The following is a 22,149-nucleotide window of genomic DNA, read 5'->3' as shown; positions in this document are numbered from 1 at the left end:
TAGACAGCTTTGAGCAGATTTAATTAAAAAAATCTGCCTTTATCAGCTTAAATCCTTTAAATCTGCGTGAAACCTTCCATCTTTATTTAGCTAAAAAGCCTTGCAGTAAAAGCCATTCTTCAAAACGGGTTTCCCATGAATCGACCGGTAAATTTTGTTTTCCTGTTCCAAAACCGTGTCCGCCTTTAGAGTACATGTGTAATTCTACACTTTGACCTGCATCAAGCCATTTAGTATACATTTGAATACTTCTTGGAGCCAATTTCAACTGATCGTCGCTTGCAGCACAGACAAACATTGGAATCTTTTTTTCCGGTGCCGGAACGTTTAAAAGTTCTGGTCTTGGTCCACCATAAATATTGGCTACAAAATCTGGAAGCTCTTCTGCTTTATTATCCAAAACCGTTTCCATTGCGACAGTACTTCCGGCAGAGAAACCAATAATCCCTACTTTATTAGTATCGATACCGTATTTTGAAGCATTGCTGCGAACGTAGTTCAAAGCTGTTTTTCCGTCTTTTGCGGCCAGTTGAATTGTTGCCAGAGATTTTTTTTCAAAAGCGGCTCTGTCTTTTAATTTGTCCATCATTTCCCTTGCCGGATCGTTGGTTTCGGTTTTATTCAAACGGTATTTTAAAACAAAAGCTGTGATTCCTTTTTTACTTAAAATTTCTGCCAGTTCTTTTCCTTCTCTGTTAATGGATAAGCTTTGAAATCCACCGCCTGGCGCAATAACAATTGCTGTTCCTGTATTTTTAACTCCTTTTGGAACCTGATACACCAACACACTTGGATCGGTTACATTGTAAACCACTTCGGTTTTAAAAAGATCCGAATACATTTGGGCTTCTTTCTGCGTCCAGTTTTCAGATCCTGGTGCTTTTCCGGCATATAGTTTTACGGTTTCTTGTGCTTTTGCTGTGATTCCTGCAAGCATTAGAAAAGCGAATAGTATTGTGATTTTATTTTTCATAGTGTTGTTTATTGTTTCACGTAGATTTATATTTTTATGGTTCTTGCAAGTCTTATTTAACATTTTTTTTATCACATTAAGTTTGTCATTTCGACGAAGGAGAAATCTCCGCGAGAAACTCGACAAAGATTGGCTACTTTTAGGATCGGAGCTACTTATTAAGATTTCTCCTTCGTCGAAATGACAAAAAAACTTTGCGCGATTAAACTATTCTTTCTTATAAGTTTCCGTTCTGGCATCTTTTATAACACCTTTCCAGTTCAGTCCATAAGCAAAATCATAAAGATTTCCTTCACTGTCTTTATGCGGAACCATATCATAAGGAACGTCTTCAAATTGTTTTTCAACCGTTTCCATATTTGCTGGCATTTGCACCGGAAGCAATCCTGAAGGTTCTGTTTTTCCTGAAATGATATCCAAAACAGCCTGAGAAGAAACGCCGAAATTCAGAACAATTCCGTCCACTTCTCTTTCAAATTCATTAAAAATCATTGGTTTATTTGCTGTAACAGAAACAATAACCAGTTTTCCTTTCATCATATCTTTGGTATCGAGAATCGTTCTCAAATCCATAGTGTTTGCAGCGGTAACCGTTTTGTTTTTGTATGTTCTGTCTTTAATTGTCGGATCAATAACCTGATCTCCGGCAGCGATACTTTTTGTTCTCGCTTCAGTTGCAGTGTAAGTTCCGTATTGAAGTGAAATCGGTACATAACCATTACTACCGTTTTGTCTGTCTTTTAAATCGTACCCCCCTTCTAAACTCTGTGGACTTCTTACAAAAACAATCGCAAAATCTGCTTTTGACGGATCTTCAGTAACATTATAATATTTCTTAACCAATTCTAAATTTACCGGATATTCCAATTTCGGCTGACTCGCAACTCCCCACCAGTCTTTGGTTGAAGCGGTATAAATCTTCGGAATAAAAACCGTTTTCTTTTCTTTTAAAGGTAAAACAGAAGCTTTGTTTTTTAATAATACAACCGATTTTAACTGAGCGTCATAACCAGCTTTCATAAATTCAGAATTTCCAACAATTGCTTTCGTTTCTTCAACATTTAAATACGGATTTTCAAAAAGCCCGACTCTGAAAATATTCTTCAATAAACGCACTGCCGATCTTTCGAATCTGGCTCTCATAAAAGATTCGCCAAATTCTTTAACCCCCATTTCATAAGCAGCCAAAACTGGTTTTTTATCATTATTCCCACCAAACTGATCTACTCCGGCAACAATGGCTTTGTAATGTCTTTCATCAATAGAAAGATTCTCAACTCCCCACGGTTTTCCTGCAAAAAGATTTGGTGTTTTACCTTCTTCTCCGGTTACTAACCAATCTGTACAGACAACGCCATCGTAACCGTATTTATCTCTTAATAAATCGGTAATAATATATTTACTGAAACCATTGGCTACATTTTCATTATACTTTTTATCCTGATCAAAAGTGATGGTGTAGTAAGGCATTACCGCCGAAGCTTTACTGGTTTTTCCTTTCAATTTGAAAGCGCCATTGATGAATGGATCAATATGTTGCTGTAAATTGTTTCCCGGATAAACGGCAAATTTCCCGTACGCCCAGTGGCCATCACGTCCTCCTTCTTCGGCACCACCGCTTGGCCAGTGTTTTACCATGGCGTTGACACTTTTGTAACCCCAGCCGTTTTTGATTTCGTCTTTTCCATATGAAGTCTGGAAACCATCAATATAGGCTCTTCCCATATCTCTGGTTAAAGCCGGGCTTTCGCCGAAAGTCATCGAAATTCGGTACCATCTTGGCTCAGACCCTAAATCGATTTGGGGAGATAAAGCGGTTGCAATTCCTAAAGCACGATATTCTTTTGCTGCAATCTGTCCAAACTGTTCTAAAATTTTAGGATCAAAAGTAGAAGCCATTCCTAAACCGTCAGGCCACATTGAAATTGTTCCTCCCGCTCCTGCGTTAAATTCTGAAGTTACATTTGCCGTATGACGCGGGTCTGTACTTGTGTTGCTCGGAATTCCCAATCCAATTCCTTCTACAAAAGCCTGCATTTGATTGTTCCACAAAGCAGCAACTTCGGGATTTTCTACACTTGTAATCAAAACATGGCGCAGATTATCTTCTTTTAGAAATGCTTGCTGTTCATCTGTCAATTGCCAGGGTTTTGCAACGCTTTCAGGATATAATTTTCCGTTATAATGACCTGCTCTATAACCTTCAACCGGAGCCGGCAACGCCTGATGGCGGCTGTAAAGCATCAATCCTGCCATTTGTTCAACCGACATTTTTGAAGCTAAATCTTTCGCACGTTCATCTGCTGAAAGGCGCCAGTCTTCATATTTATCGAGCTTTCCGTTTTTGTTTAAATCTTTGAACTTTTTACCATTGACTGTCAAAATTTTGATGCCCGATTCGGGAGAATATCCCAAATCTACACCTTTATTATTTTTAACAATCGTAAAATTGGCTTGTTGTGCCTGCAATGTAACGCTCAGAAAAAAAGCAAAACCGACAGTTATAATTATTTTTTTCATCGAAATAAAATTTAGAATCTGAAATTAAGAGAAGCTTCCAATGTAAATGGACGGATGTAAGATCCCACCAAAAGCTGATCGTAATACCCTGAAGCATCTGTAATTAACTCTGCTCCGTTGATGGTTCCTTTTGCCCCAGTCTGATTTAAGAAGTTTACTGCCGTTAAACCAATATCAAAATGATTGTTGATTTTGTAATTTACTCCTCCAAAAGTTTCCCATCTTGGCGCAAAATATAAGGCATTTGTTAAGTTCGCATATTGCTTGCTGAAATAACGGAAGCTCGCCCAAACCTTGAAATCTCCGTAGGTATAACTTGGATCGATTTCCATTAATACTTTAGAAACTTCCAATACATTTTTATCATTGTAAGAATAATTATTTCCAAAAGCTGAAAAATCATAATTCTTGTAAACCGGATCCTGAAACGTAATTAAATAATGCAGATTAAATCCTTTGAACGGAGTTGCTACGATATCTGTAGTCCAGCCCAAAGTCTGAATATCGTAGAAAACTGTTGCCACTTCTGACTGACTGGCATTTGACGGGTTTACTAAATTTAATCTTGCCTGATAATTATTTCTCGTTAGGTATGTCGCCTGAGAAACCAAACTAAATTTCTCCTGATTGAAATACAATCCGAAAGCCGCTAATGGGCTTTTTGTTTTAGCCATATTTGGCGCCACAGCTCCTGAGTAGCTTTCTAACTGACCATTTTTTTCTGTATAGGTAAAGTCGGCAAGGATTCCGGCGCTTTTTGTTACTTTATAAACCGCATTAATAGAACCTCCTAAGTGAAACCAATTGTTATCAAAATAGGTTTTCTGACTTGGATCAAAAATTAAATCCGGTGTTCTTGGCGTCAGGTAATAATCACCTTTTAATTTGTGATATCGCAGATTCACTCCGTAAGCTAAGCTGAAACGATCGCTGATTGTCCAATTATCTGAGAAATAACCCGATAATTTGTTTTCGAAACCATTGTGGTATTCACCTCCTACATTATAGTTGTAAAATCCGTCAGCATCAGTATTTGAAGTTCCGCCTGGTGTATTACGGACCAATTTATCCGGATTTGCACTTACTGTCTGGTTAAAAAAAGAACGGCTTGAAGTAAAATCATCAACCTGGTAATAGTATTCTAAAAGACCAAATCTCCATTTGTGTTTTTCTACATTCTTTTTAATTTCAAATCTGGAAAGCGCTGTTTTTGTAGGAATTCCGTCTGTGTATAATCCCAACATCGAATTTACATTTCCAGCATATGCGTTTCCAGTTGATTTATAACTGAAATTATCTGCTGCACTTGCCTGGAAAATTCCAAGTGGAATAGCAATTAGCTGAGAAGCTTCAGCATAGCGAAAACGAGTTGAGAAATTGAATTTCCAATCGTTGGCTAAGTCATAATTTCCTAAAATATCAAAGGTGTGAGAAGTCGATGCAGCATCACTTCCGCCCATGTCTGCAAATTTAGTTTCGCCGGTCATGATATCTTTAAACTTCATAGTTCCGTCGTTTACAATATACGAATCACGTCCAATTTTAAAATCATTATATTCTTCAACTTTTCCACCTTCTTTATATCTAAAAACAGCATAATTTGTTAAAGATGCAGAATTTGCATACTTGTATAAGAAACTGATTTGTCCTTTTCCGTTATTGAATTTCTTTGTCAAACCTGCTCTGTAAATTTGAGTTCGGTCTGAATAATTAGCAAATTTCAGATCGAAAGAATTCGGATCAAAATTGGCGTAAACTCCCATGGTGTATGACCAGCCTTTTGCCAATGGACCAGAAACGTTTAAGTCTCCTTTCATCCATCCGAAACTAGAACCGGAAAGGTTTCCGACAATTTCTAATTTATCTGTTCCGAGTTTAGTATAGGAGTTAACTGCAAAACCTAAATCTCCTGTGGTAATTGCCGCTTCTCCAATTTTCAATAATCCGGTTTTTTCTAAGCTCTTACTTTGTCTCCAGGTTCTGTTTGGCAATTCTGGCCAGAAATAATATACCACCGGCAGATCATTTTCCTGAATGGTTATTCCACCCACAGTTGAGGGAAGACCAATATTTACATCACGCGGTCCGGTATTATTGGCCGCATTTAGCATTACATTTCTATTTTTTTCTTCTTTGGTGTCTGATTCTACAATTTTGATATTTTTTTTAATCGAATCTGTAGCTTTTTGTTGTTTTTTTTCTTGCGAAAAAACTTCAGAAGCTGGATAAAACGCCAAACAGATTGTGGCAATAATTAATTTTTTCATGAGTAGTTTTAGTTAGGTTTTCAAAATGAAATTTTCATTGCTTCATAATGAAGCAATATTAAATTTTATTTCTCATATCAGCAAATAATTGATGTTATAATTTTCAATATCGCATAAAAAACAAACTATAAATACCATAAAAACAACAAACAAAGAGATATCCTCTTATTGTCAAATTCAAACTTACTTATTACTACCTCGTTTGCGTAAAGTCCAGTAATTATTGAAAAAAAGACATCTTTAAAAATTGATTCCCTAAAATTCGAATGAAGTTTCTAAAAAAAGAAAATATCTCTTTTTGTTTTTTTTGTGCAGCTCAATAAATCGTAAGTAAAAACTTAATTTATTTGACTTATACCTATTAAAAAGTTTAAATTTGAATCTAATTGTATCCTCATGGAATTTAAAAAACTACTCGAAATACGTTCTGAAGAGTCCTGGAAAAAGTATATTCCAACACTTTCTATTGACTGTGTTATCTTCAGTTTTCACGAAAATGAACTTCAGGTTCTACTTTTAAAATTGAGAGACCGTGAAGAATGGGGACTTCCTGGAGGTTATGTCGAAAAGACCGAAAATGTTGACAATGCTGCAATTCGCATCTTAAAAGACAGAACAGGAACTGAAAATATTTACCTGCAGCAGTTTTACACTTTTGGAAATTTAAATCGTTCTGAATTTGCTTTTGAAGAATATGATGACAGCATGTGGCACAAACAACGATTTGTTTCTATTGGGTATTATGCTTTAGCAGAGCATGGGCAGGTAAAAATGGATATTGATGAATTCTCGAGCGTTGTTAAATGGCATTCTATCGAAAATCTTCCCGCATTCATGATGGATCATCAAACTATTTTTAACAAAGCTTTAGTGACACTTCGTGAACAATTAAACAACCATCCAATTGGTTATAACCTTCTTTCTGAGAAATTTACAATGCCGGAACTTCAAAAATTATACGAAGGTATTTTAGGAAAGAAATTAAACAGAGGAAACTTTTACAGAAAAATTCTTCGTTATGATATTCTAACAAAATTAGACGAATCCAGAAAAGGCGGAGCACATAAAGCACCGGATTTGTACAGTTTTGATTTAGAAAAATATAATAATGCTTTGAAAGAAGGGCTTAAAGGAGGATGGTAAAAAATTAATAAAAAAAGGAAAGATAACCCCTTGCTTCATAAATGACCCTTTTTGGTTAGGTTAAATTGTTTTTTCTGTGATTTTGTTTTCCAAAACAAACACTTTTTAGAGAAAGGTGATCTGTTTTAAATACAAAAACCGTTGATGAATGTCAACGGTTTTTATGATTTTGGTTTTATTTCAAATATTCTTTAAAGAAAGTATCTAATTTATCAAATGGAATCACATCTACTTTATCATACAAATCTACGTGAACAGTATTTGGAATAATTATCAATTCTTTTGGTTCATTTGCTACTTTAAAAATGTCTTCACTAAAATATCTTGAATGTGCATTCTCACCGGCAATTAATAGCATAGGTCTTGGCGAAATTTCTTTTACATAAGTCAAAATTGGCATATTCATAAAGGATAGTGGATTGGTTACTAACCAGGCGCCGTTTGAGTTGACAGAATTAACCTGAAAACCTCGCGGCGTTCTGTAATAGTCAAAATATTCTTTTACAAATTGAGGCTCGTCTCCTTTCAGTTTTTCAGGTAAATTTCTTGGACCATCTGCCGGTTTTCCTGCTTCGGCATCTTTCCAGCGCTGCTGACCCAAAGCTTCGAGTGTTTGGGTTCTTTGTTCCAGTGTTACTGAATCATTATAGCCTTTTGATATTACTCTGGTCATATCATACAAACTTGTAGCGGCAACGGCTTTCACTCGTTTGTCTATAGCAGTTGCATTCAACGCAAAACCGCCAAAACCACAAATTCCGATAATACCTATTTTGTTTCTGTCTACACTTTTCTGTAATCCTAAAAAGTCAACAGCTGCACTAAAATCTTCAGTATTGATTTCCGGAGAAGCAACATTTCTTGGTTCGCCACTGCTCTCTCCTGTATAAGATGGGTCAAATGCCAAAGCTATAAAACCGCGTTCTGCCATTTGGTTAGCATATAATCCTGATGATTGCTGTTTTACCGCTCCAAAAGGTCCGCTGATTGCCAATGCAGATAATTTTTCAGTTCCTGCATTTTTTGGAAAGTATAAATCTCCACTTAATGTAATGCCGTAACGGTTTTTGAAGGATACTTTTTTACGGGTTACTTTATCGCTTAATTGAAATGTATAATGTTCTTTTGATGTATTCATTTTTTCTGAATTTAATTTTACTTTTTGTGCAAATAATTGTCCTGTTGCCAGAAACAATATTGCGATTGCCAATGCTTTTTTCATTTTATACTATTTTTAATTATTCTCAAATTTTACGATTAGATTTCCGTTACCCAATGCATCAGCAAGCCCAGAAGGATTATCAATATATCCGAGTTTGGTATAGCGGTATAAGGTATTGAAACTTTTATAAAAAAGCACCAGTACATTATTTCCGTAAAGCGTTAAATCACAAGCTTTTATAGCTCCACCAACCGAAGCATTTGTTGGAAGCGTACCTTGAAAACGTAGTACTTTTCATTTCCATTCAGCTCAGTCATATTTATGCTAAGCGGCAGCATTGACTTGAATACAGCCGCACTTGGGTTGTCATATAATATTGCTGTAAAAACTGATGTACCAATTGTAATTTTCATTTTGGATGTTGAAGGGGTATTATTTCCAGTACCAGTATTTGGAGACGGTGCTGTTTCATTATCTTTGCTGCAACTTGCGGTAGAAAAAGAAAAAGTGAAAAGAATAGTTATAAATGCTACTAAGAATTTCCGTTTCATAATTATGTCTTTTAAAATTGAAGATTTTTAATGAATTTCGCTGGAATGCCGCCAAAGAAGGTATTATCCGGAACATCTTTCGAGACAACCGCTCCTGCTGCTACAACGGCATTTTCGCCAATTGTTACGCCAGGCAAAATGATCGCATTGGCACCAATCCAGGCATTTTTTTTGATGAGGATGGGTTTGCAAATCAGTCCTTTTCTTTCCAGAGGATTTAATGGATGGTTTTCGGTAATGAGGCTGACTTTCGGACCAATTAAAACGTCGTCTTCAATCGTAATTCCGCCCAATGCCAAAAAGGTACAGTCAAAATTGATGAATACGTTTTTGCCTATTGTAATGTGTTTTCCGTAATTGATGTAGACAGGTGTAAATACGACAGTATCCCGAACATCTTTATCTAAAATCCTGCTCAATATTTGCGTGATTTCTTCAGGATTCGATGAATTATTGATCTGAGTAAGTAATGCTTTCAAAGCAAATGCTTCCTCTCTTAATCTGGTTATCTGCGAATCATTAGGCAGTATGGTTTCACCAGTTAAAAGCCGCTCAAAAATATCTTTTTGAAATGGCGCAGTATTAAAAACAGGGTTTGAATCTGACATTGTATTTGAATTAAATAATCAGATACAAAGGTATGAGTGCCTTTAAGCAAGACAGTAACGATTATCAAACCAAAGATTAAGAAATTCAAACTTGAGCTGAACGAAATGCGGTTGGATTAGTTCCGGTAACTTTTTTGAAGAAATTATTGAAGTAGGTTGGATAATCAAATCCAAGTGCATAAGCGATTTCAGAAATACTCCAGTCAGTGTGCTGCAAAAGTGCTTTGGCTTCTGTAATGATTCGTTCTGTAATGTGAGTAGTCGTAGATTTTCCGGTAACTTCTTTTACTGCACGATTCAGGTAATTGATATGCACATTTAAATGTTTTGCGTAATGTTGTGCCGTTCTTAATTGTAGTGGATTCGAAGTCGTTTCAATAGGAAACTGTCTTTCTAATAATTCCAAAAAAACAGATGACAATCTGGAAGATGCATTTTTATTTTGTTCGAAATTTTCAGAAGGTTCCATCTTTAAAGATTCGTGAATGATAAGACTGATATAATTTCGAATCAACTCATCCTTAAACACATAATCACTTTCCTGCTCCGAAATCATTTTCTGAAAAATAGTATTAAGAAAAGTTCTTTGCTCTTCAGTAATTTTCAAAACAGGTGTTCCCCCAATTTTAAAAAACGACGATTGCTGTAAGCTTTCCGAACGTTCGGAGTTTTTAAAAAACTCTTCTGAAAATAAAATAGTGTAGCCAACATAAGTAGTGGAAATGGTTTCCCAGGAATATGGAATGTGCGGATTGCCGAAAAATAGAATTGTACCTTCCTGCTCATAGGTTTTATCCGAATAATGAATCTTACTTTTCCCAGTCGTAAGGCAGATTTTATAAAATTCTTTTCTGCTGTAAGTTCTGGTTTCAGCACCATCATCTTCTATCTGGAATGCTTTAAATCCCTGGAGCTTAAGTTCATTGTTAAACTTCGAAACTTCTCTTATTATTTTCTCTTTCATTTTGCAAAGTTAAGAAATTCAAACTTACACATAACTTTAAACTAACTGAGAACAATAAATAAGGGATCAGGAAATGGAGAACTAAAGAAAACACTAACGCTAATTAATTTTAAGAATTAAACCCATTGGGTGAAATTGATTTGATTATAAAAGGTATAAAATCGGGAGTAAAAACATTATTTACAACTTAAGGAATTGATGTCATCCTGAGTCCATTAGATTTCGCTCAGGATAAACTAAGTCGAAGGCTTTTGAACACAAAAGGGCTTCGACTCCGCTCAGCCTGACAATTATTTTTAATTTCAACCAACGGGTGAATTAAATCCCCTCTAAAATGATACCGCCATTGCAAGTCCATATTCTCTGCCATTATATACTGGCAGAATCACTCCGTTTAGATTTTCCTTTTTTTTGAATATTTTTTTAGTAACAGGGTGAAGCCAGTAGGCTATTTTAGTACTCAAAATTCCGATACCGGCTCCGGCTGCAACATCACTAAACCAATGTCTGTCGTTATACATCCTGAAAAATCCCGTTCCTGCAGCGACCAAATATCCTGAAACACCGTACCATATAGATACATCTTTATATTCCTGATACAAAAATTCTGCTCCCATGAAAGCAGTTGCTGTATGCCCCGAAGGAAATGAGTTGTTTGAAGTCCCATCAGGTCTCATTTCGTTTCCTGTCATTTTAATTACATTTACCGTTGTTCCCATAATTAAATAAGCTGAGGTCAGAATAATTGTGCGGTCTTTGAAATTATTTTTCCCTTTAATGCCTGCTGCATTTAGAGCATAAACAGACAGAAAAGCAGAATATTGTGAAAAATCATCAATAGTAAACTTCTTGTCAATATGCTCTTTTATTTCATTTTTAGTATCTGTATTGATGTCTTTAAGGGTGTGACTTTCGAGCCCAATAACTCCATATCCAATTAAAACACCTGGAATAATTAATGCTTCATATTTAAATTTTAAGTCTTTATTGATATTCAGGCTATCGGAACCTTGAGACTGCCCAAAGCTGCTTAAAGTCAAAAGACTACTTATAATTAACGAGTATATTTTCTTCATCATTTTTTTATAAAAATACAGTCCGGGCTACAGACTTTAGGTTAAACGAAAGTTTTTTTTAACATCAGTAGCATTAAGTATTCAATTGTTAGAGTACAAAATCAACAACATTCTAGAGATAAATAATTTAATTCTAATTTAATGAAAGACAATAAATAATAGCTAGAATAAACATTTCAAAAATACAGATATTTTTAATATATTTATCCTACAAAAAAAATAAAAAAATAAAAAAATAAGTATATTTATAAGAGTTAAAATAAATACGTATAATATTTATGAAGCTTAAAAATTACAGATGCATTTTATTCTAAAGTAAAATTTGAAAACTTAATCAAATCTTAAGACTTCTGAAAAACCAATAATGCATATATTTCGTTAATTAGATATATAAACACATATCAATATGAAACTAATAACTATGTTCCTTTTATTGGGTATTCTTCCGGGAACTATAAACTGGGAGGCTGATTTTGATAAGGCAAAAAAAACGGCAAAGGAAAAAAACGAACTCATCCTTCTTAATTTTTCGGGTTCGGACTGGTGTGGGCCTTGTATTGTAATGCATAGAGATTATTTTCAGAATCCTTCCTTTACTGAATTGGCAGACAAAAATTTAGTATTGGTAAATGCTGATTTCCCAAGAAAAAAGAAAAATATTGGTACTCCTGAACAGGTAAAACAAAATGAAGAGCTTGCTGAAATATACAATAAAGAAGGAAGTTTTCCTTTAACACTGCTGCTTGACTCAGAAGGAAAAGTCCTCAAAACATGGCACGGAAAACCACAGGGCACTCCAGAACAGTGGACAGCTGAGATAAAAGCTTTATGTGATAATAGAAAATAATATGTCCGGTCATCAAAAATATTCCCAGTCCCTGAAACTTATGGGAAATATGTTCACTATTACTGTTACAGCCGGGGAACAGGTTACTGCTGACGAACATATTAATGCTGCAATTGAAGAGATTAAGCGTATTGAAAATCTGCTTACGACCTATAAAGATGACAGCCAGACCAATCAGATTAATAGTGCTGCCGGCATCAATCCTGTAAAGGTTGATCCGGAAGTTTTCAATCTTATTGAAAGATCCGTTGGTATTTCTGGTATTACTCAGGGTGCCTTTGATATTTCATACGGAAGCATTGACAAAACACTTTGGAATTTTGATCGTTCCATGACCTCACTTCCAGATAGCGAAACAGCTTTGAAAATGGTACATCTTATTGATTACAGAAATATAATTCTGGATAAAGAAAATACAAGTGTGTTTTTAAAAGAAAAAGGAATGCGCATTGGCTTTGGAGGAATTGGTAAAGGTTATGCAGCCGAAATGGCAAAACAAGTCCTGCTGAAACGCGATGTAAAGAGCGGCATCATTAATGCCAGCGGGGATTTGTGTGCATGGGGATTACAGCCCGATGGCAGCAGATGGACTATTGGAGTAGCTGATCCTGATGCTCCAAATGCCGCTTTCTCTTACATGGAAATATCCAATAAAGCAGTAGCCACATCCGGAAATTATGAAAAATTTGTAACCATTAACGGCAGGAAATATTCACATACCATAGATCCAAAAACAGGCCTTCCGATAACGGGAATAAAAAGCGTTACGATTATCGCATCAAATGCTGAATTTGCAGATGCAATGGCTACTCCAATAGCCGTTATGGGAATCAAAGCTGGTTTGTTTTTAATCGATCAGATTCCTGATTTGCATTGCATAATAATAGATGACAACAATAAAATTTACACTTCAAAAAACATTCGCCTAAAATGAAAAATCAAAAGCAGCAAAATCTCGTACTCTTGTGCAGTATTGCTTTAGCAGGCATTCTCACATCATCCTGTACTTCTGTTAAAGAATATCAGAAGGGAAAAATCAACGATTCTGAAATGGTACTTGCCAACAGGAAAATTGAAAAAACAGAACTTAGTTTTCAATCCTACCGCGAGGGAGCTTCGGGAGCAAATGCAGGCAAAAGCGGCGGAGGCTGTGGCTGTAACTAATTTGATATCATAGACACATGAAAAGAATATTCATTACAGGATTTGCATTGTTGGCTTTATTCCAATTAAAAGCGCAAAATATACCTTCTGATTCGACAGCTTACAAAAGCAAAAAATTAAAACTTGAAGAGGTTAATTTAGTATCGAGTTATTATAAACAGGATGGTAATAATTCAGCTGTCGGAGGAGGAATCGGATCACAGCACCTAACCGATATAGCGAATACTATTGATGTTAAACTCGTTAAATACGGCGAAACAGGAATTAAACATACTTTTGATATTGAAGCAGGTATAGATCACTATACATCAGCCTCTTCAGATATGATTGACCTGAGTGCTAATTCTTCTGCTTCTTCTTCAGATAATCGCTTCTACCCTTCTTTAAGCTATCTCAGGGAGAATGAAGAAAAAGGAAGAACTTTTGGAATAGGCGTTTCATCCTCTACAGAATTTGATTATCAGTCTTTTGGAGGAAACATCAGCTTCTCACAAAAAACAAAAAATAAGAATGGTGAATTTACAGCTAAATTCCAAACGTTTATTGACCAGTTAAAACTTATTGATCCTCTTGAACTGCGTACTTCAGGTGAAAATTATGGAAGCGCAAACCGAAATACTTTTGCCGGAACACTAAGTTATTCTCAAATCATCAACCAAAGGCTTCAGGTTATGCTTGTAGGAGATATTATCAGTCAGAACGGTTACTTAAGCCTTCCTTTTCACAGGGTTTATTTTGCTGATAATTCCGTTCATCAGGAAAAAATGCCTGATACCAGGCTTAAAATTCCATTGGGAATAAGAGCCAGTTATTTTTTAGGCGATAATATTATCATCAGAGCTTACTACAGGTATTATACCGATGACTGGAATTTAAAAGCCCATACTGCTGATCTTGAAATACCGGTAAAGCTGACTCAGGCATTTTCGTTAAGTCCTTTTTACAGATATTACACCCAGAGTGCCGCAAAGTATTTCAAGCCTTATGGAGTTCATACTGGTGCTGATGAATTTTACACCAGCAACTATGACTTATCGAAATTTGACAGCAGCTTTTTTGGAATGGGGATGAAATTCACACCTCCAGATGGTATTTTTGGTCTTAAACATTGGAATACGCTTGAAATCCGATACGGACATTACGATAGATCCAACAATTTGACTTCTGATATTATAAGTCTTAATATTAAATACAAATAAACCTATAGCTTAAAAAGTTAGGGTTACGGAACAATACAAGGGTAAATTTCAAAATTTTATCGGTAAAAACTCCATACAAACAACTTAATTGTTGGTTTTAAAAATGTTGTTTTATATAATTCCCTGGTTTCATAAAATTTGAAACCAGGGATTTTTTATAAAAACCCTAAATTTTCTTGATTTTTATATCCTATTTGTTCTTTTCAAATATTTTCATCGATCGAATTTACAACCTTGTATAGCAAATAGCTTCATACTTCTACTTTATTATTTTATACCAGCCTTAAGTAATTTCTTTGAATAGGAATTGGGAGGAATAAACCTCTACACATTTAAAATTCATTTGCCTATTCAGCAAAATTACTTTCTGGTAACATCACATAATTTTTTGTTTCAATAAGCAATTTATACTATCATTTTAATGATAACATGAACTCGTTTTAGTTTTGAAAACAAATTGAATTAAAGAACATCTTAATCCTTTTAAAAAACAATAAAGGTTACCGGAAAGCCTTTAAATGCATAAAAAATTATTTTTTATTTTGATGTTTCTTTGCGCTTTTGTATCACAGGCTCAAGTTGCTGTTACTGTTCAGGATACTGTAAAAAGCGGATTTGCTATTGGAAAAATTCAAATAACAAATCCTGCAAGCCTATTATCCGACTATGTTTATGATTCTTTTACCAATACTTACGTTTATAGCGATTCTGAGAGTGGCTTCTCAATCAATTATCCTTTGTTTCTAACACCAGCTGAATATGAAAATTTGGTATTGAAAGAATCCAGACGAAATTATTTCAGAAAAAAAGCGGATGCTATTGAAGCTAAAAAAGCAGGTTCAGAAACAAAACAAAAAGATTTATTGCCAAGATATTATATTAATTCAGGATTTTTTGAATCCATTTTTGGAAGTAATACTATCGATGTAAAACCTTCAGGGTCTGTAGAAATGGACTTGGGATTATTGTATTCTAAACAAGATAATCCTGCATTATCGCCAAGTAACAGATCGAATCTCACTTTTGATTTTGACCAGCGAATTAGTATGTCTTTGGTTGGAAAGGTGGGTACGAGATTAAGTGTAAATTTAAATTACGATACGCAATCTACATTTGCTTTTCAAAATTTATTCAAATTGGCCTATACCCCAGACGAAGATGATATCGTTAAAAACATTGAAGTTGGAAATGTCAGTATGCCTTTAAACAGTACTTTGATAACTGGTGCACAAAATTTATTTGGTGTAAAAACACAATTACAATTTGGAAAAACTACTGTTACCGGCGTTTTCTCACAGCAAAAATCAGAAACAAAAAGTGTCACCGCACAAGGCAGCGGAGCCGTTCAGGAATTTAATATGTATGCGCTTGATTACGATAGCAACAGACACTTTTTCTTATCACAATACTTTAGAAATAAATACGATACCTCACTAAAAAATTATCCCCTAATAGACAGCCGAATCCAGATTTCAAGAATTGAAGTGTGGGTGACCAATAAAAAAAGCCAGGTCAGTACAACCGCAAATAATTTGAGAAATATTATTGCAATTCAGGATTTGGGAGAATCACAATTATCTGGTCTTACAGATGATCAGGTCGTGATTTTGAATCCGTCGTCAGGAATATTTAACAACAGTGCTGATTCGCCTTCGGACAACTCAAATAACGATTACGATCCTGCTCAAATCAAGTCCGAAAGCGGTTTACTGAATAGTAATATTCGTGAAATCGCTACTGCATCTTCCGGATTTAATGTTACGGTAAGTGAAGGACAGGATTATTCAAAACTCGAAAATGCCCGAAAATTAAGTTCAACTGAATACACTTTAAATAAACAATTGGGCTACATTTCTCTGGTACAAAAACTCGCCAATGATGAAGTACTGGCTGTTGCTTACCAATACACCTCCGGCGACCAGGTGTATCAGGTAGGAGAATTTGCCAGTGATGGTGTTGACGCTACTGTGGTTACAAATTCAGAAACTGTTACTACGCAAAGTTTAGTATTAAAAATGCTAAAAAGCAGTCTTGTAAATTTAAAAAATCCTGTTTGGAATCTGATGATGAAAAACATTTATCAAATTCCAAGCGGCTATCAGTTGAGTCAGGAAGATTTTAAATTTAATATTTTTTATTCTGATCCATCACCGTTAAATTATATTAAGCCGGTAACATCCTTCCCTCCCAACCCGTCTGATGAAAACAAAATAGCAGAAACTCCTTTGCTGAAAGTCTTTAATCTGGACAGGTTAAATTCGACTAATGACCCTCAGGAAGGTGGTGACGGTTTCTTCGATTTCGTCTCCGGTATCACAATGGATGCCACGAACGGAAGAATCATTTTTACCACAAAAGAACCTTTTGGAGAGTTAATTTTTAAAAAACTATCGACTAGTTCAACTGAAGACTACAACAATACTACTTCCTACAACGCCAATCAAAAAAAATATGTCTTTAGAAGTTTGTACAACAATACACAAACAGGTGCTTTGCAGGACAGTGATAAAAACAAATATTTACTAAAAGGAAAATATAAATCATCAGGATCAGACGGAATCTCGATAGGTTCATTCAATGTTGCAAATGGTTCTGTAATTGTTACTGCTGATGGGCGAACATTGACCGAAGGAATCGATTACAGCGTTGATTATCAATTAGGAAAAGTTCATATTCTTGATGCGGCGCTTTTAGCCTCCAATGCCAGTATTACGGTAACATTAGAAAATAATTCTGTTTTTGGGCAACAGACTAAAAGTTTCATTGGCTTAAATATTGACCATAAAATCTCAGATAATTTTACGATTGGGGCGACTTATTTAAAATATACCGAAAAACCGCTAACTCAAAAATCAGTTTATGGTCAGGAATCTGTAGATAATACTATTTTTGGGCTCAATACTAATTTTTCTAGTGAAGTTCCCTTTTTTACCAGACTGGTTAACAAACTTCCTAATATTGATACTGATGTTCCGTCAAACATTTCAGTACGCGGAGAAGTTGCGTATCTAAAGCCAAACACCGCAAAAGCAAGTGATTTTGAAGGAGAATCTACTATTTATGTAGATGCTTTTGAAAGCGCTGCCTCAACTACGGATTTGAGTTCGGCCTATGCATGGAGTTTATCGTCAACTCCCACAAATAATACTTCGAGTGCCTACAATTTTAACGAAAGTGCCAATGATTTAAGTTACGGTTTCAAAAGAGCCAAATTGGCCTGGTATACAATTGATCCTGTTTTTTATACCTCTAAACCATCCGGAATTTCAAATAATGATCTTTCCCTGAATACTAGCAGAAGAATTTACAAAGAAGAATTATATCCGAACCTGGAAACAGAAACCGGACAAACACTTGTTGTCAACACGCTGGATTTAAGCTATTACCCTTCAGAAAGAGGCCCTTACAATAATGGAGTAGATTTTTCAAATACTCCAAAAGATAATTTTGGAGGTATCATGAGAGCCCTTACTTCAACCAATTTTGAACAGGGAAATGTAGAATATATTCAGTTTTGGGTTTTAGATCCTTATGTTGGAAACAGCAAAACGAATGATAACAATTCCGGCAAATTGTATTTTAATTTAGGCGAAATCTCCGAAGACGTTCTGAAAGACGGAAGAAAACAATACGAAAACGGACTTGGAACAGGCCAGCTTATGGTAACTCCGCAAGGAATTTGGGGTGATGTTCCTGCTTCACAATCCTTAACGTATGCCTTTGATACCGATACTGCCAATCGATCTAATCAGGATGTGGGACTGGATGGTTTAAAAAACAGTCAGGAAACTCAGATTTATACCAATTATAGTGCTGAAACTGATCCGGCTGCAGATGATTATAGCTACTATTTGAATACCACCGGAGATGTTTTAGAACGCTATAAAAAATACAATGGTACTGATGGAAACTCAGCCGTAAGTGCAGATGATGCCAACAGAGGGGCTACTACGCTGCCCAATACGGAAGATATTAATAATGATTATACCATGAATACCATCAATGCCTATTATGAGTATAGTATTGATATGAAACCGAATATGGAAATTGGCCAAAATTATATTACCGATATTAGAAATACGCAAGTTACACTGCTCAACGGAAATTCAACAGAAGCCAGATGGATTCAGTTTAAAATTCCGATTTCAAAGCCTGAAAACATCATTGGAAGCATCTCAGATTTTACCTCTATACGTTTCATGCGAATGTTTATGACCGGATTTAGTGAACCTGTAACATTACGTTTTGGTTCTTTGGATTTGCAGCGAGGTGAATGGCGAAGATACACCGAAACCTTAGACATTGCAGACAGCAGTCCGGACGATGATAATACAGATATAGATGTATTGACAATAAATATTGAAGAAAATGATGGAAAGTGCCCTGTAAATTATGTTTTGCCTCCGGGCGTAGAAAGAGAACAATCCTATAGCGGAAATACTGTTACTTACCAAAATGAACAGTCTTTAGGACTAAAAGTTTCAGGTAAAGGATTAGAACCTAATGATTCAAGAGCAGTTTATAAAAGCATTAGTATGGATATGCGACAATATAAAAAACTGAAAATGTTTTTGCATGCCGAATCTCTAACCGGTCAAATACCACTTTCAGACAATCAAATGACAGCTTTTATACGGTTAGGAAATGATTACACAGAAAATTTTTATCAGATTGAAATTCCTTTAAAAGTTACGCTTTCCTCAAGTTGTTCGCCTTTGAGTTCAGAAATTGTCTGGCCTGAGGATAATGAAATCGATTTGTCACTCTCTCTATTGTCTCAATTAAAAATGCTCTATAAAAAGATTGCAACTGCTGATCTGCCTGCTGACGGAATTTATTATTTAAATGAAGATGATGAGCAAATGAATCCTTCATTAGGTGATAAAATCAATAAATTAAGATTAGGGGTCAAAGGGAATCCCAACTTAGGATCTGTAAGGACTTTAATGGTCGGAATAAAAAATAATGACTTGCATCAGGATATAAAAGGAGAAGTCTGGTTTGATGAATTACGACTGGCAGAAATGGATAATAGCGGCGGAATGGCGGCCGTTGTAAATCTTGATTCAAATTTGGCTGATTTTGCTACTATTTCAGCAACCGGAAAAATGAGTACCATGGGATTTGGGTCTTTACAACAGAGTTCCGGCGAAAGAAGCCAGGAAGATGTAAAGCAATATAGTGTAATGACCAATATCAATTTTGGCAAATTACTACCAAAAAACTGGAGCCTAAACCTACCACTAAATTATGCAGCATCCGAAGCTTTTATTACTCCCAAATACGATCCTGAAAATCCTGATATTACACTGCAGACAGCCATAGATGCTGCAGAAACCGAACAAGAAAAAGCAAATATTAAAAACCGGGCGGTCGATTATACTAAAAATACCAGTATTAATTTAATTGGAATTAAGAAAGAAAGGAAACCGGAACAGAAAGCGCATATTTATGATATTGAAAATTTTTCATTCTCACAATCTTACAACGAAACATCCAGTCATGATTATGAAAGAGAAAGCTATGTTGATCAAAAAACCAATACCGCATTAAATTATGATTATAGTGCAGAGACTAAAAATATTGAACCTTTTAAGAATACCAAATTCATGAAAAAAAGCAATTACTGGAAGCTTTTGAGTGATTTTAATTTTAATTATATGCCTTCAAATATTACGTTCAACACAAATATTATCAGGCAGTATAACAAACAGCAATACCGGCAAGTAGATGTTGAAGGAATTACTTTAGATCCATCGTACAGCAGGAATTTTGAATTTAATGTTCAATATGGCTTTAATTTTAACCTGACAAAATCTTTACGCTTAAATTTTACATCATCATCAAGCAATATTGTAAAAAACTATCTGAACAGTGATAATCTGCTTATTGACAATTTCAAAATTTCTGATAATTATTTTAATCCCGGAAAACCCAACAAACATGCTCAGAAGCTTGTAATAACTTATGAAATTCCGCTGAATAAAATTCCGGTATTTAGTTTTGTGAAAGCCAATCTGACTTATACCGGTGATTATAATTGGCAGCGTTCTTCTGAAGCATTAACAGAAATAGAAGTCGATGGTATCAATTATAATTTAGGCAATACGGTACAAAATGCTAATACAAGCAATCTAAGTGCCTCATTTAATATGGAGACTTTTTATAAATATGTCGGAATTTCAAAAACTGCCGATGTTAAAACTCCTGTAAAAAAGACAACCGTTATCAAACCCGGCGAAAAAATTACACGTACAGATATTCCTCAAAAAAGCATCAGAAGCTCATTTTTAAAAAGTTTTTACAATGTATTGACCTGCGTAAAAAATCTTACGTTGAATTTTACCGAAAACAAAGGAACAGTTTTACCCGGTTATCTTCCAACATCGGGGTTTATGGGATTCTCAAAACCTACTTTAGGGTTTATTTTTGGAAGTCAGCATGATATTCGCGATGAAGCTGCCAGAAAGGGCTGGCTGACTACTTATCAGGATTTCAATCAAAATTATACAACCTCAAAAAGTCAGATTTTTAAAGGTCTCGCCAATATAGAACCTATAACAGATTTAAAGATTGATTTATTTGCAAACAGAACCTACTCTGAAAATTTTTCTGAACAATATGATGTCAGCAATGGTCACTACAATTCAAGATCTCCTTATACTTCCGGTGCATTTTCAATTTCGACAGTATTAATCAAAACTGCCTTTTTAACCAGCGATGAAAATAGCTCAGAAGCTTTTAATGATTTTAGAAAAAACAGACTCATAATAGCAAAGAGACTCGCTATAGAAAGAGGAATCAACATAAATAATGCCGCCAATGTAGGTCCGGACGGTTTTCCGCTGGGGTATGGCAGCACCAACCAGGCTGTTTTATTAGCTTCTTTTTTAGCAGCTTATACAGGTGTCGATGCCAATAATTCGGCCTTAGGGATTTTTAAAAATATTCCTATCCCAAACTGGTCGCTGAAATATAATGGTCTGATGCGTTACCAATTTTTCAAAAAAAACTTCAAACGATTCTCTTTACAGCACAGTTATCAGGCAACTTATACGGTAAGTGCTTTTAATTCAAATTATAATTACACCAAAAATCCAGACGGAATGGATGATAATGGAAACTACTACAACCAGACCATAACCTCTAATGTGACTTTGACTGAACAATTTAACCCGTTCTTAAAAGTTGATTTTGAATTAAAAAACTCTTTTAAACTTTTGACCCAAATTAATAAAGACAGGACGTTATCAATGAGTTTTGACAATAATAATTTGACAGAAGTTAGCGGAATTGAATATGTAATAGGAATTGGATATCGAATAAAAGATGTTGTTTTTACTTCAAAACTAGCTGATAATCTTACCAATACAATAAAAAGTGACATCATTATAAAAGCCGATTTGACTTTAAGAAACAATCAAACCATTGTAAGATATCTTGATTACGAAAATAATCAGTTAGTTGCCGGACAAAATATCTGGACTTTAAAAACCAGCGCAGATTATTCGCTAAGTAAAAACTTAACCATGATCTTTTATTACAATCACTCTTTTTCAAAGCCGGCAATTTCAACCTCATTACCGCTTACGACCATTAGTTCCGGATTCACCTTGCGTTATGCTTTTGGAAATTAATCCCGCAAAGCAATACATTAATTCTTACTTAATGGCGT

General features: G+C 35.2%; 14 protein-coding genes and 1 pseudogene. 7 read left to right on the top strand and 8 right to left on the bottom strand.

Going from position 1 to position 22,149, the window contains the following annotated elements; translation table 11 throughout:
- Positions 1-82 precede the first annotated feature (82 nt).
- From JE46_RS00795 to JE46_RS00785, 3 genes are all read right to left on the bottom strand, one after another.
- Entirely contained in the window at positions 83-973 is an 891-nt protein-coding gene (locus JE46_RS00795) for an alpha/beta hydrolase (protein WP_031453346.1), read from the bottom strand.
- Between the two features lie 207 nt (positions 974-1,180).
- Positions 1,181-3,493, bottom strand: coding sequence for a glycoside hydrolase family 3 protein (locus tag JE46_RS00790; protein ID WP_031453345.1), 2,313 nt, complete (start codon positions 3,491-3,493; stop codon positions 1,181-1,183).
- Positions 3,494-3,504: 11 nt separating this feature from the next.
- A complete protein-coding gene (locus JE46_RS00785; protein ID WP_031453344.1) occupies positions 3,505-5,760 on the bottom strand; it encodes a TonB-dependent receptor in 2,256 nt (751 codons plus the stop codon).
- A 396-nt stretch (positions 5,761-6,156) separates the two neighbouring features.
- Here JE46_RS00785 and JE46_RS00780 point away from each other — a divergent pair, with 396 nt between their 5' ends.
- Positions 6,157-6,903 carry an NUDIX hydrolase gene (locus JE46_RS00780; protein ID WP_031453343.1) on the top strand — a complete coding sequence of 249 codons (747 nt, stop codon included), beginning with the start codon at positions 6,157-6,159 and terminating at the stop codon, positions 6,901-6,903.
- A 175-nt stretch (positions 6,904-7,078) separates the two neighbouring features.
- On the opposite strand, the gene JE46_RS00775 is transcribed toward JE46_RS00780, so the two are convergent.
- Together JE46_RS00775 and JE46_RS24700 are read right to left on the bottom strand one after the other, a co-directional pair.
- Entirely contained in the window at positions 7,079-8,125 is a 1,047-nt protein-coding gene (locus tag JE46_RS00775; RefSeq protein WP_031453342.1) for an alpha/beta hydrolase, read from the bottom strand.
- Positions 8,126-8,137: 12 nt separating this feature from the next.
- Positions 8,138-8,478: pseudogene (locus JE46_RS24700) on the bottom strand (cyclophilin-like fold protein).
- Here JE46_RS24700 and JE46_RS24430 point away from each other — a divergent pair.
- Positions 8,408-8,647, top strand: coding sequence for a hypothetical protein (locus JE46_RS24430; RefSeq protein WP_236010707.1), 240 nt, complete (start codon positions 8,408-8,410; stop codon positions 8,645-8,647). The pseudogene JE46_RS24700 and the gene JE46_RS24430 sit on opposite strands and share 71 nt — an antisense overlap.
- Here the strand turns inward: JE46_RS24430 and JE46_RS00765 are convergent.
- From JE46_RS00765 to JE46_RS00755, 3 genes are all read right to left on the bottom strand, one after another.
- Complete coding sequence (locus JE46_RS00765; RefSeq protein ID WP_051872773.1) at positions 8,628-9,224, bottom strand: DapH/DapD/GlmU-related protein; 597 nt, start codon at positions 9,222-9,224, stop codon at positions 8,628-8,630. The genes JE46_RS24430 and JE46_RS00765 overlap by 20 nt on opposite strands.
- A gap of 85 nt (positions 9,225-9,309) precedes the next feature.
- Entirely contained in the window at positions 9,310-10,188 is an 879-nt protein-coding gene (locus JE46_RS00760; RefSeq protein ID WP_031453339.1) for a helix-turn-helix domain-containing protein, read from the bottom strand.
- Positions 10,189-10,517: 329 nt separating this feature from the next.
- A complete protein-coding gene (locus tag JE46_RS00755; protein WP_031453338.1) occupies positions 10,518-11,267 on the bottom strand; it encodes a phosphatase PAP2 family protein in 750 nt (249 codons plus the stop codon).
- 403 nt (positions 11,268-11,670) lie between these two features.
- On the opposite strand from JE46_RS00755, the gene JE46_RS00750 reads away from it, so the two are divergent.
- The 5 genes from JE46_RS00750 (at position 11,671) to sov (ending at position 22,111) form a co-directional block, all read left to right on the top strand.
- Complete coding sequence (locus JE46_RS00750; protein WP_031453337.1) at positions 11,671-12,111, top strand: thioredoxin family protein; 441 nt, start codon at positions 11,671-11,673, stop codon at positions 12,109-12,111.
- Between the two features lie 40 nt (positions 12,112-12,151).
- Complete coding sequence (locus JE46_RS00745) at positions 12,152-13,045, top strand: FAD:protein FMN transferase (RefSeq protein ID WP_236010706.1); 894 nt, start codon at positions 12,152-12,154, stop codon at positions 13,043-13,045.
- A complete protein-coding gene (locus JE46_RS00740; RefSeq protein WP_031453335.1) occupies positions 13,042-13,275 on the top strand; it encodes a DUF4266 domain-containing protein in 234 nt (77 codons plus the stop codon). Before JE46_RS00745 ends, JE46_RS00740 begins: the two co-directional genes overlap by 4 nt.
- Before the next feature lie 17 nt (positions 13,276-13,292).
- Positions 13,293-14,474 (top strand): DUF3570 domain-containing protein, encoded by a 1,182-nt coding sequence (locus JE46_RS00735; RefSeq protein WP_031453334.1) that lies wholly within the window; start codon positions 13,293-13,295, stop codon positions 14,472-14,474.
- Between the two features lie 518 nt (positions 14,475-14,992).
- The gene (gene sov / locus JE46_RS00730; protein WP_031453333.1) at positions 14,993-22,111 is read left to right on the top strand and encodes a T9SS outer membrane translocon Sov/SprA; all 7,119 of its coding nucleotides are present in this window, start codon (positions 14,993-14,995) and stop codon (positions 22,109-22,111) included.
- Positions 22,112-22,149 lie beyond the last annotated feature (38 nt).

This window comes from Flavobacterium chungangense LMG 26729 (assembly GCF_000735715.2).
GTDB classification, from domain to species: Bacteria; Bacteroidota; Bacteroidia; order Flavobacteriales; family Flavobacteriaceae; genus Flavobacterium; species Flavobacterium chungangense.
Note: the sequence above shows the minus strand (reverse complement) of the source record. Positions and strands in the feature narration are given on the sequence as shown.

What these genes read in the sequence shown, in the direction of transcription:
- JE46_RS00775 (WP_031453342.1), bottom strand. Translation starts at nt 8,125, where the DNA reads ATGAAAAAAGCATTGGCAATCGCAATATTGTTTCTGGCAACAGGACAA.
- JE46_RS00750 (WP_031453337.1), top strand. Translation starts at nt 11,671, where the DNA reads ATGAAACTAATAACTATGTTCCTTTTATTGGGTATTCTTCCGGGAACT.
- sov (WP_031453333.1), top strand. Translation starts at nt 14,993, where the DNA reads ATGCATAAAAAATTATTTTTTATTTTGATGTTTCTTTGCGCTTTTGTA.
- JE46_RS00765 (WP_051872773.1), bottom strand. Translation starts at nt 9,224, where the DNA reads ATGTCAGATTCAAACCCTGTTTTTAATACTGCGCCATTTCAAAAAGAT.
- JE46_RS00735 (WP_031453334.1), top strand. Translation starts at nt 13,293, where the DNA reads ATGAAAAGAATATTCATTACAGGATTTGCATTGTTGGCTTTATTCCAA.
- JE46_RS00755 (WP_031453338.1), bottom strand. Translation starts at nt 11,267, where the DNA reads ATGATGAAGAAAATATACTCGTTAATTATAAGTAGTCTTTTGACTTTA.
- JE46_RS00790 (WP_031453345.1), bottom strand. Translation starts at nt 3,493, where the DNA reads ATGAAAAAAATAATTATAACTGTCGGTTTTGCTTTTTTTCTGAGCGTT.
- JE46_RS00785 (WP_031453344.1), bottom strand. Translation starts at nt 5,760, where the DNA reads ATGAAAAAATTAATTATTGCCACAATCTGTTTGGCGTTTTATCCAGCT.
- JE46_RS00780 (WP_031453343.1), top strand. Translation starts at nt 6,157, where the DNA reads ATGGAATTTAAAAAACTACTCGAAATACGTTCTGAAGAGTCCTGGAAA.
- JE46_RS00740 (WP_031453335.1), top strand. Translation starts at nt 13,042, where the DNA reads ATGAAAAATCAAAAGCAGCAAAATCTCGTACTCTTGTGCAGTATTGCT.
- JE46_RS00745 (WP_236010706.1), top strand. Translation starts at nt 12,152, where the DNA reads ATGGGAAATATGTTCACTATTACTGTTACAGCCGGGGAACAGGTTACT.
- JE46_RS00760 (WP_031453339.1), bottom strand. Translation starts at nt 10,188, where the DNA reads ATGAAAGAGAAAATAATAAGAGAAGTTTCGAAGTTTAACAATGAACTT.
- JE46_RS00795 (WP_031453346.1), bottom strand. Translation starts at nt 973, where the DNA reads ATGAAAAATAAAATCACAATACTATTCGCTTTTCTAATGCTTGCAGGA.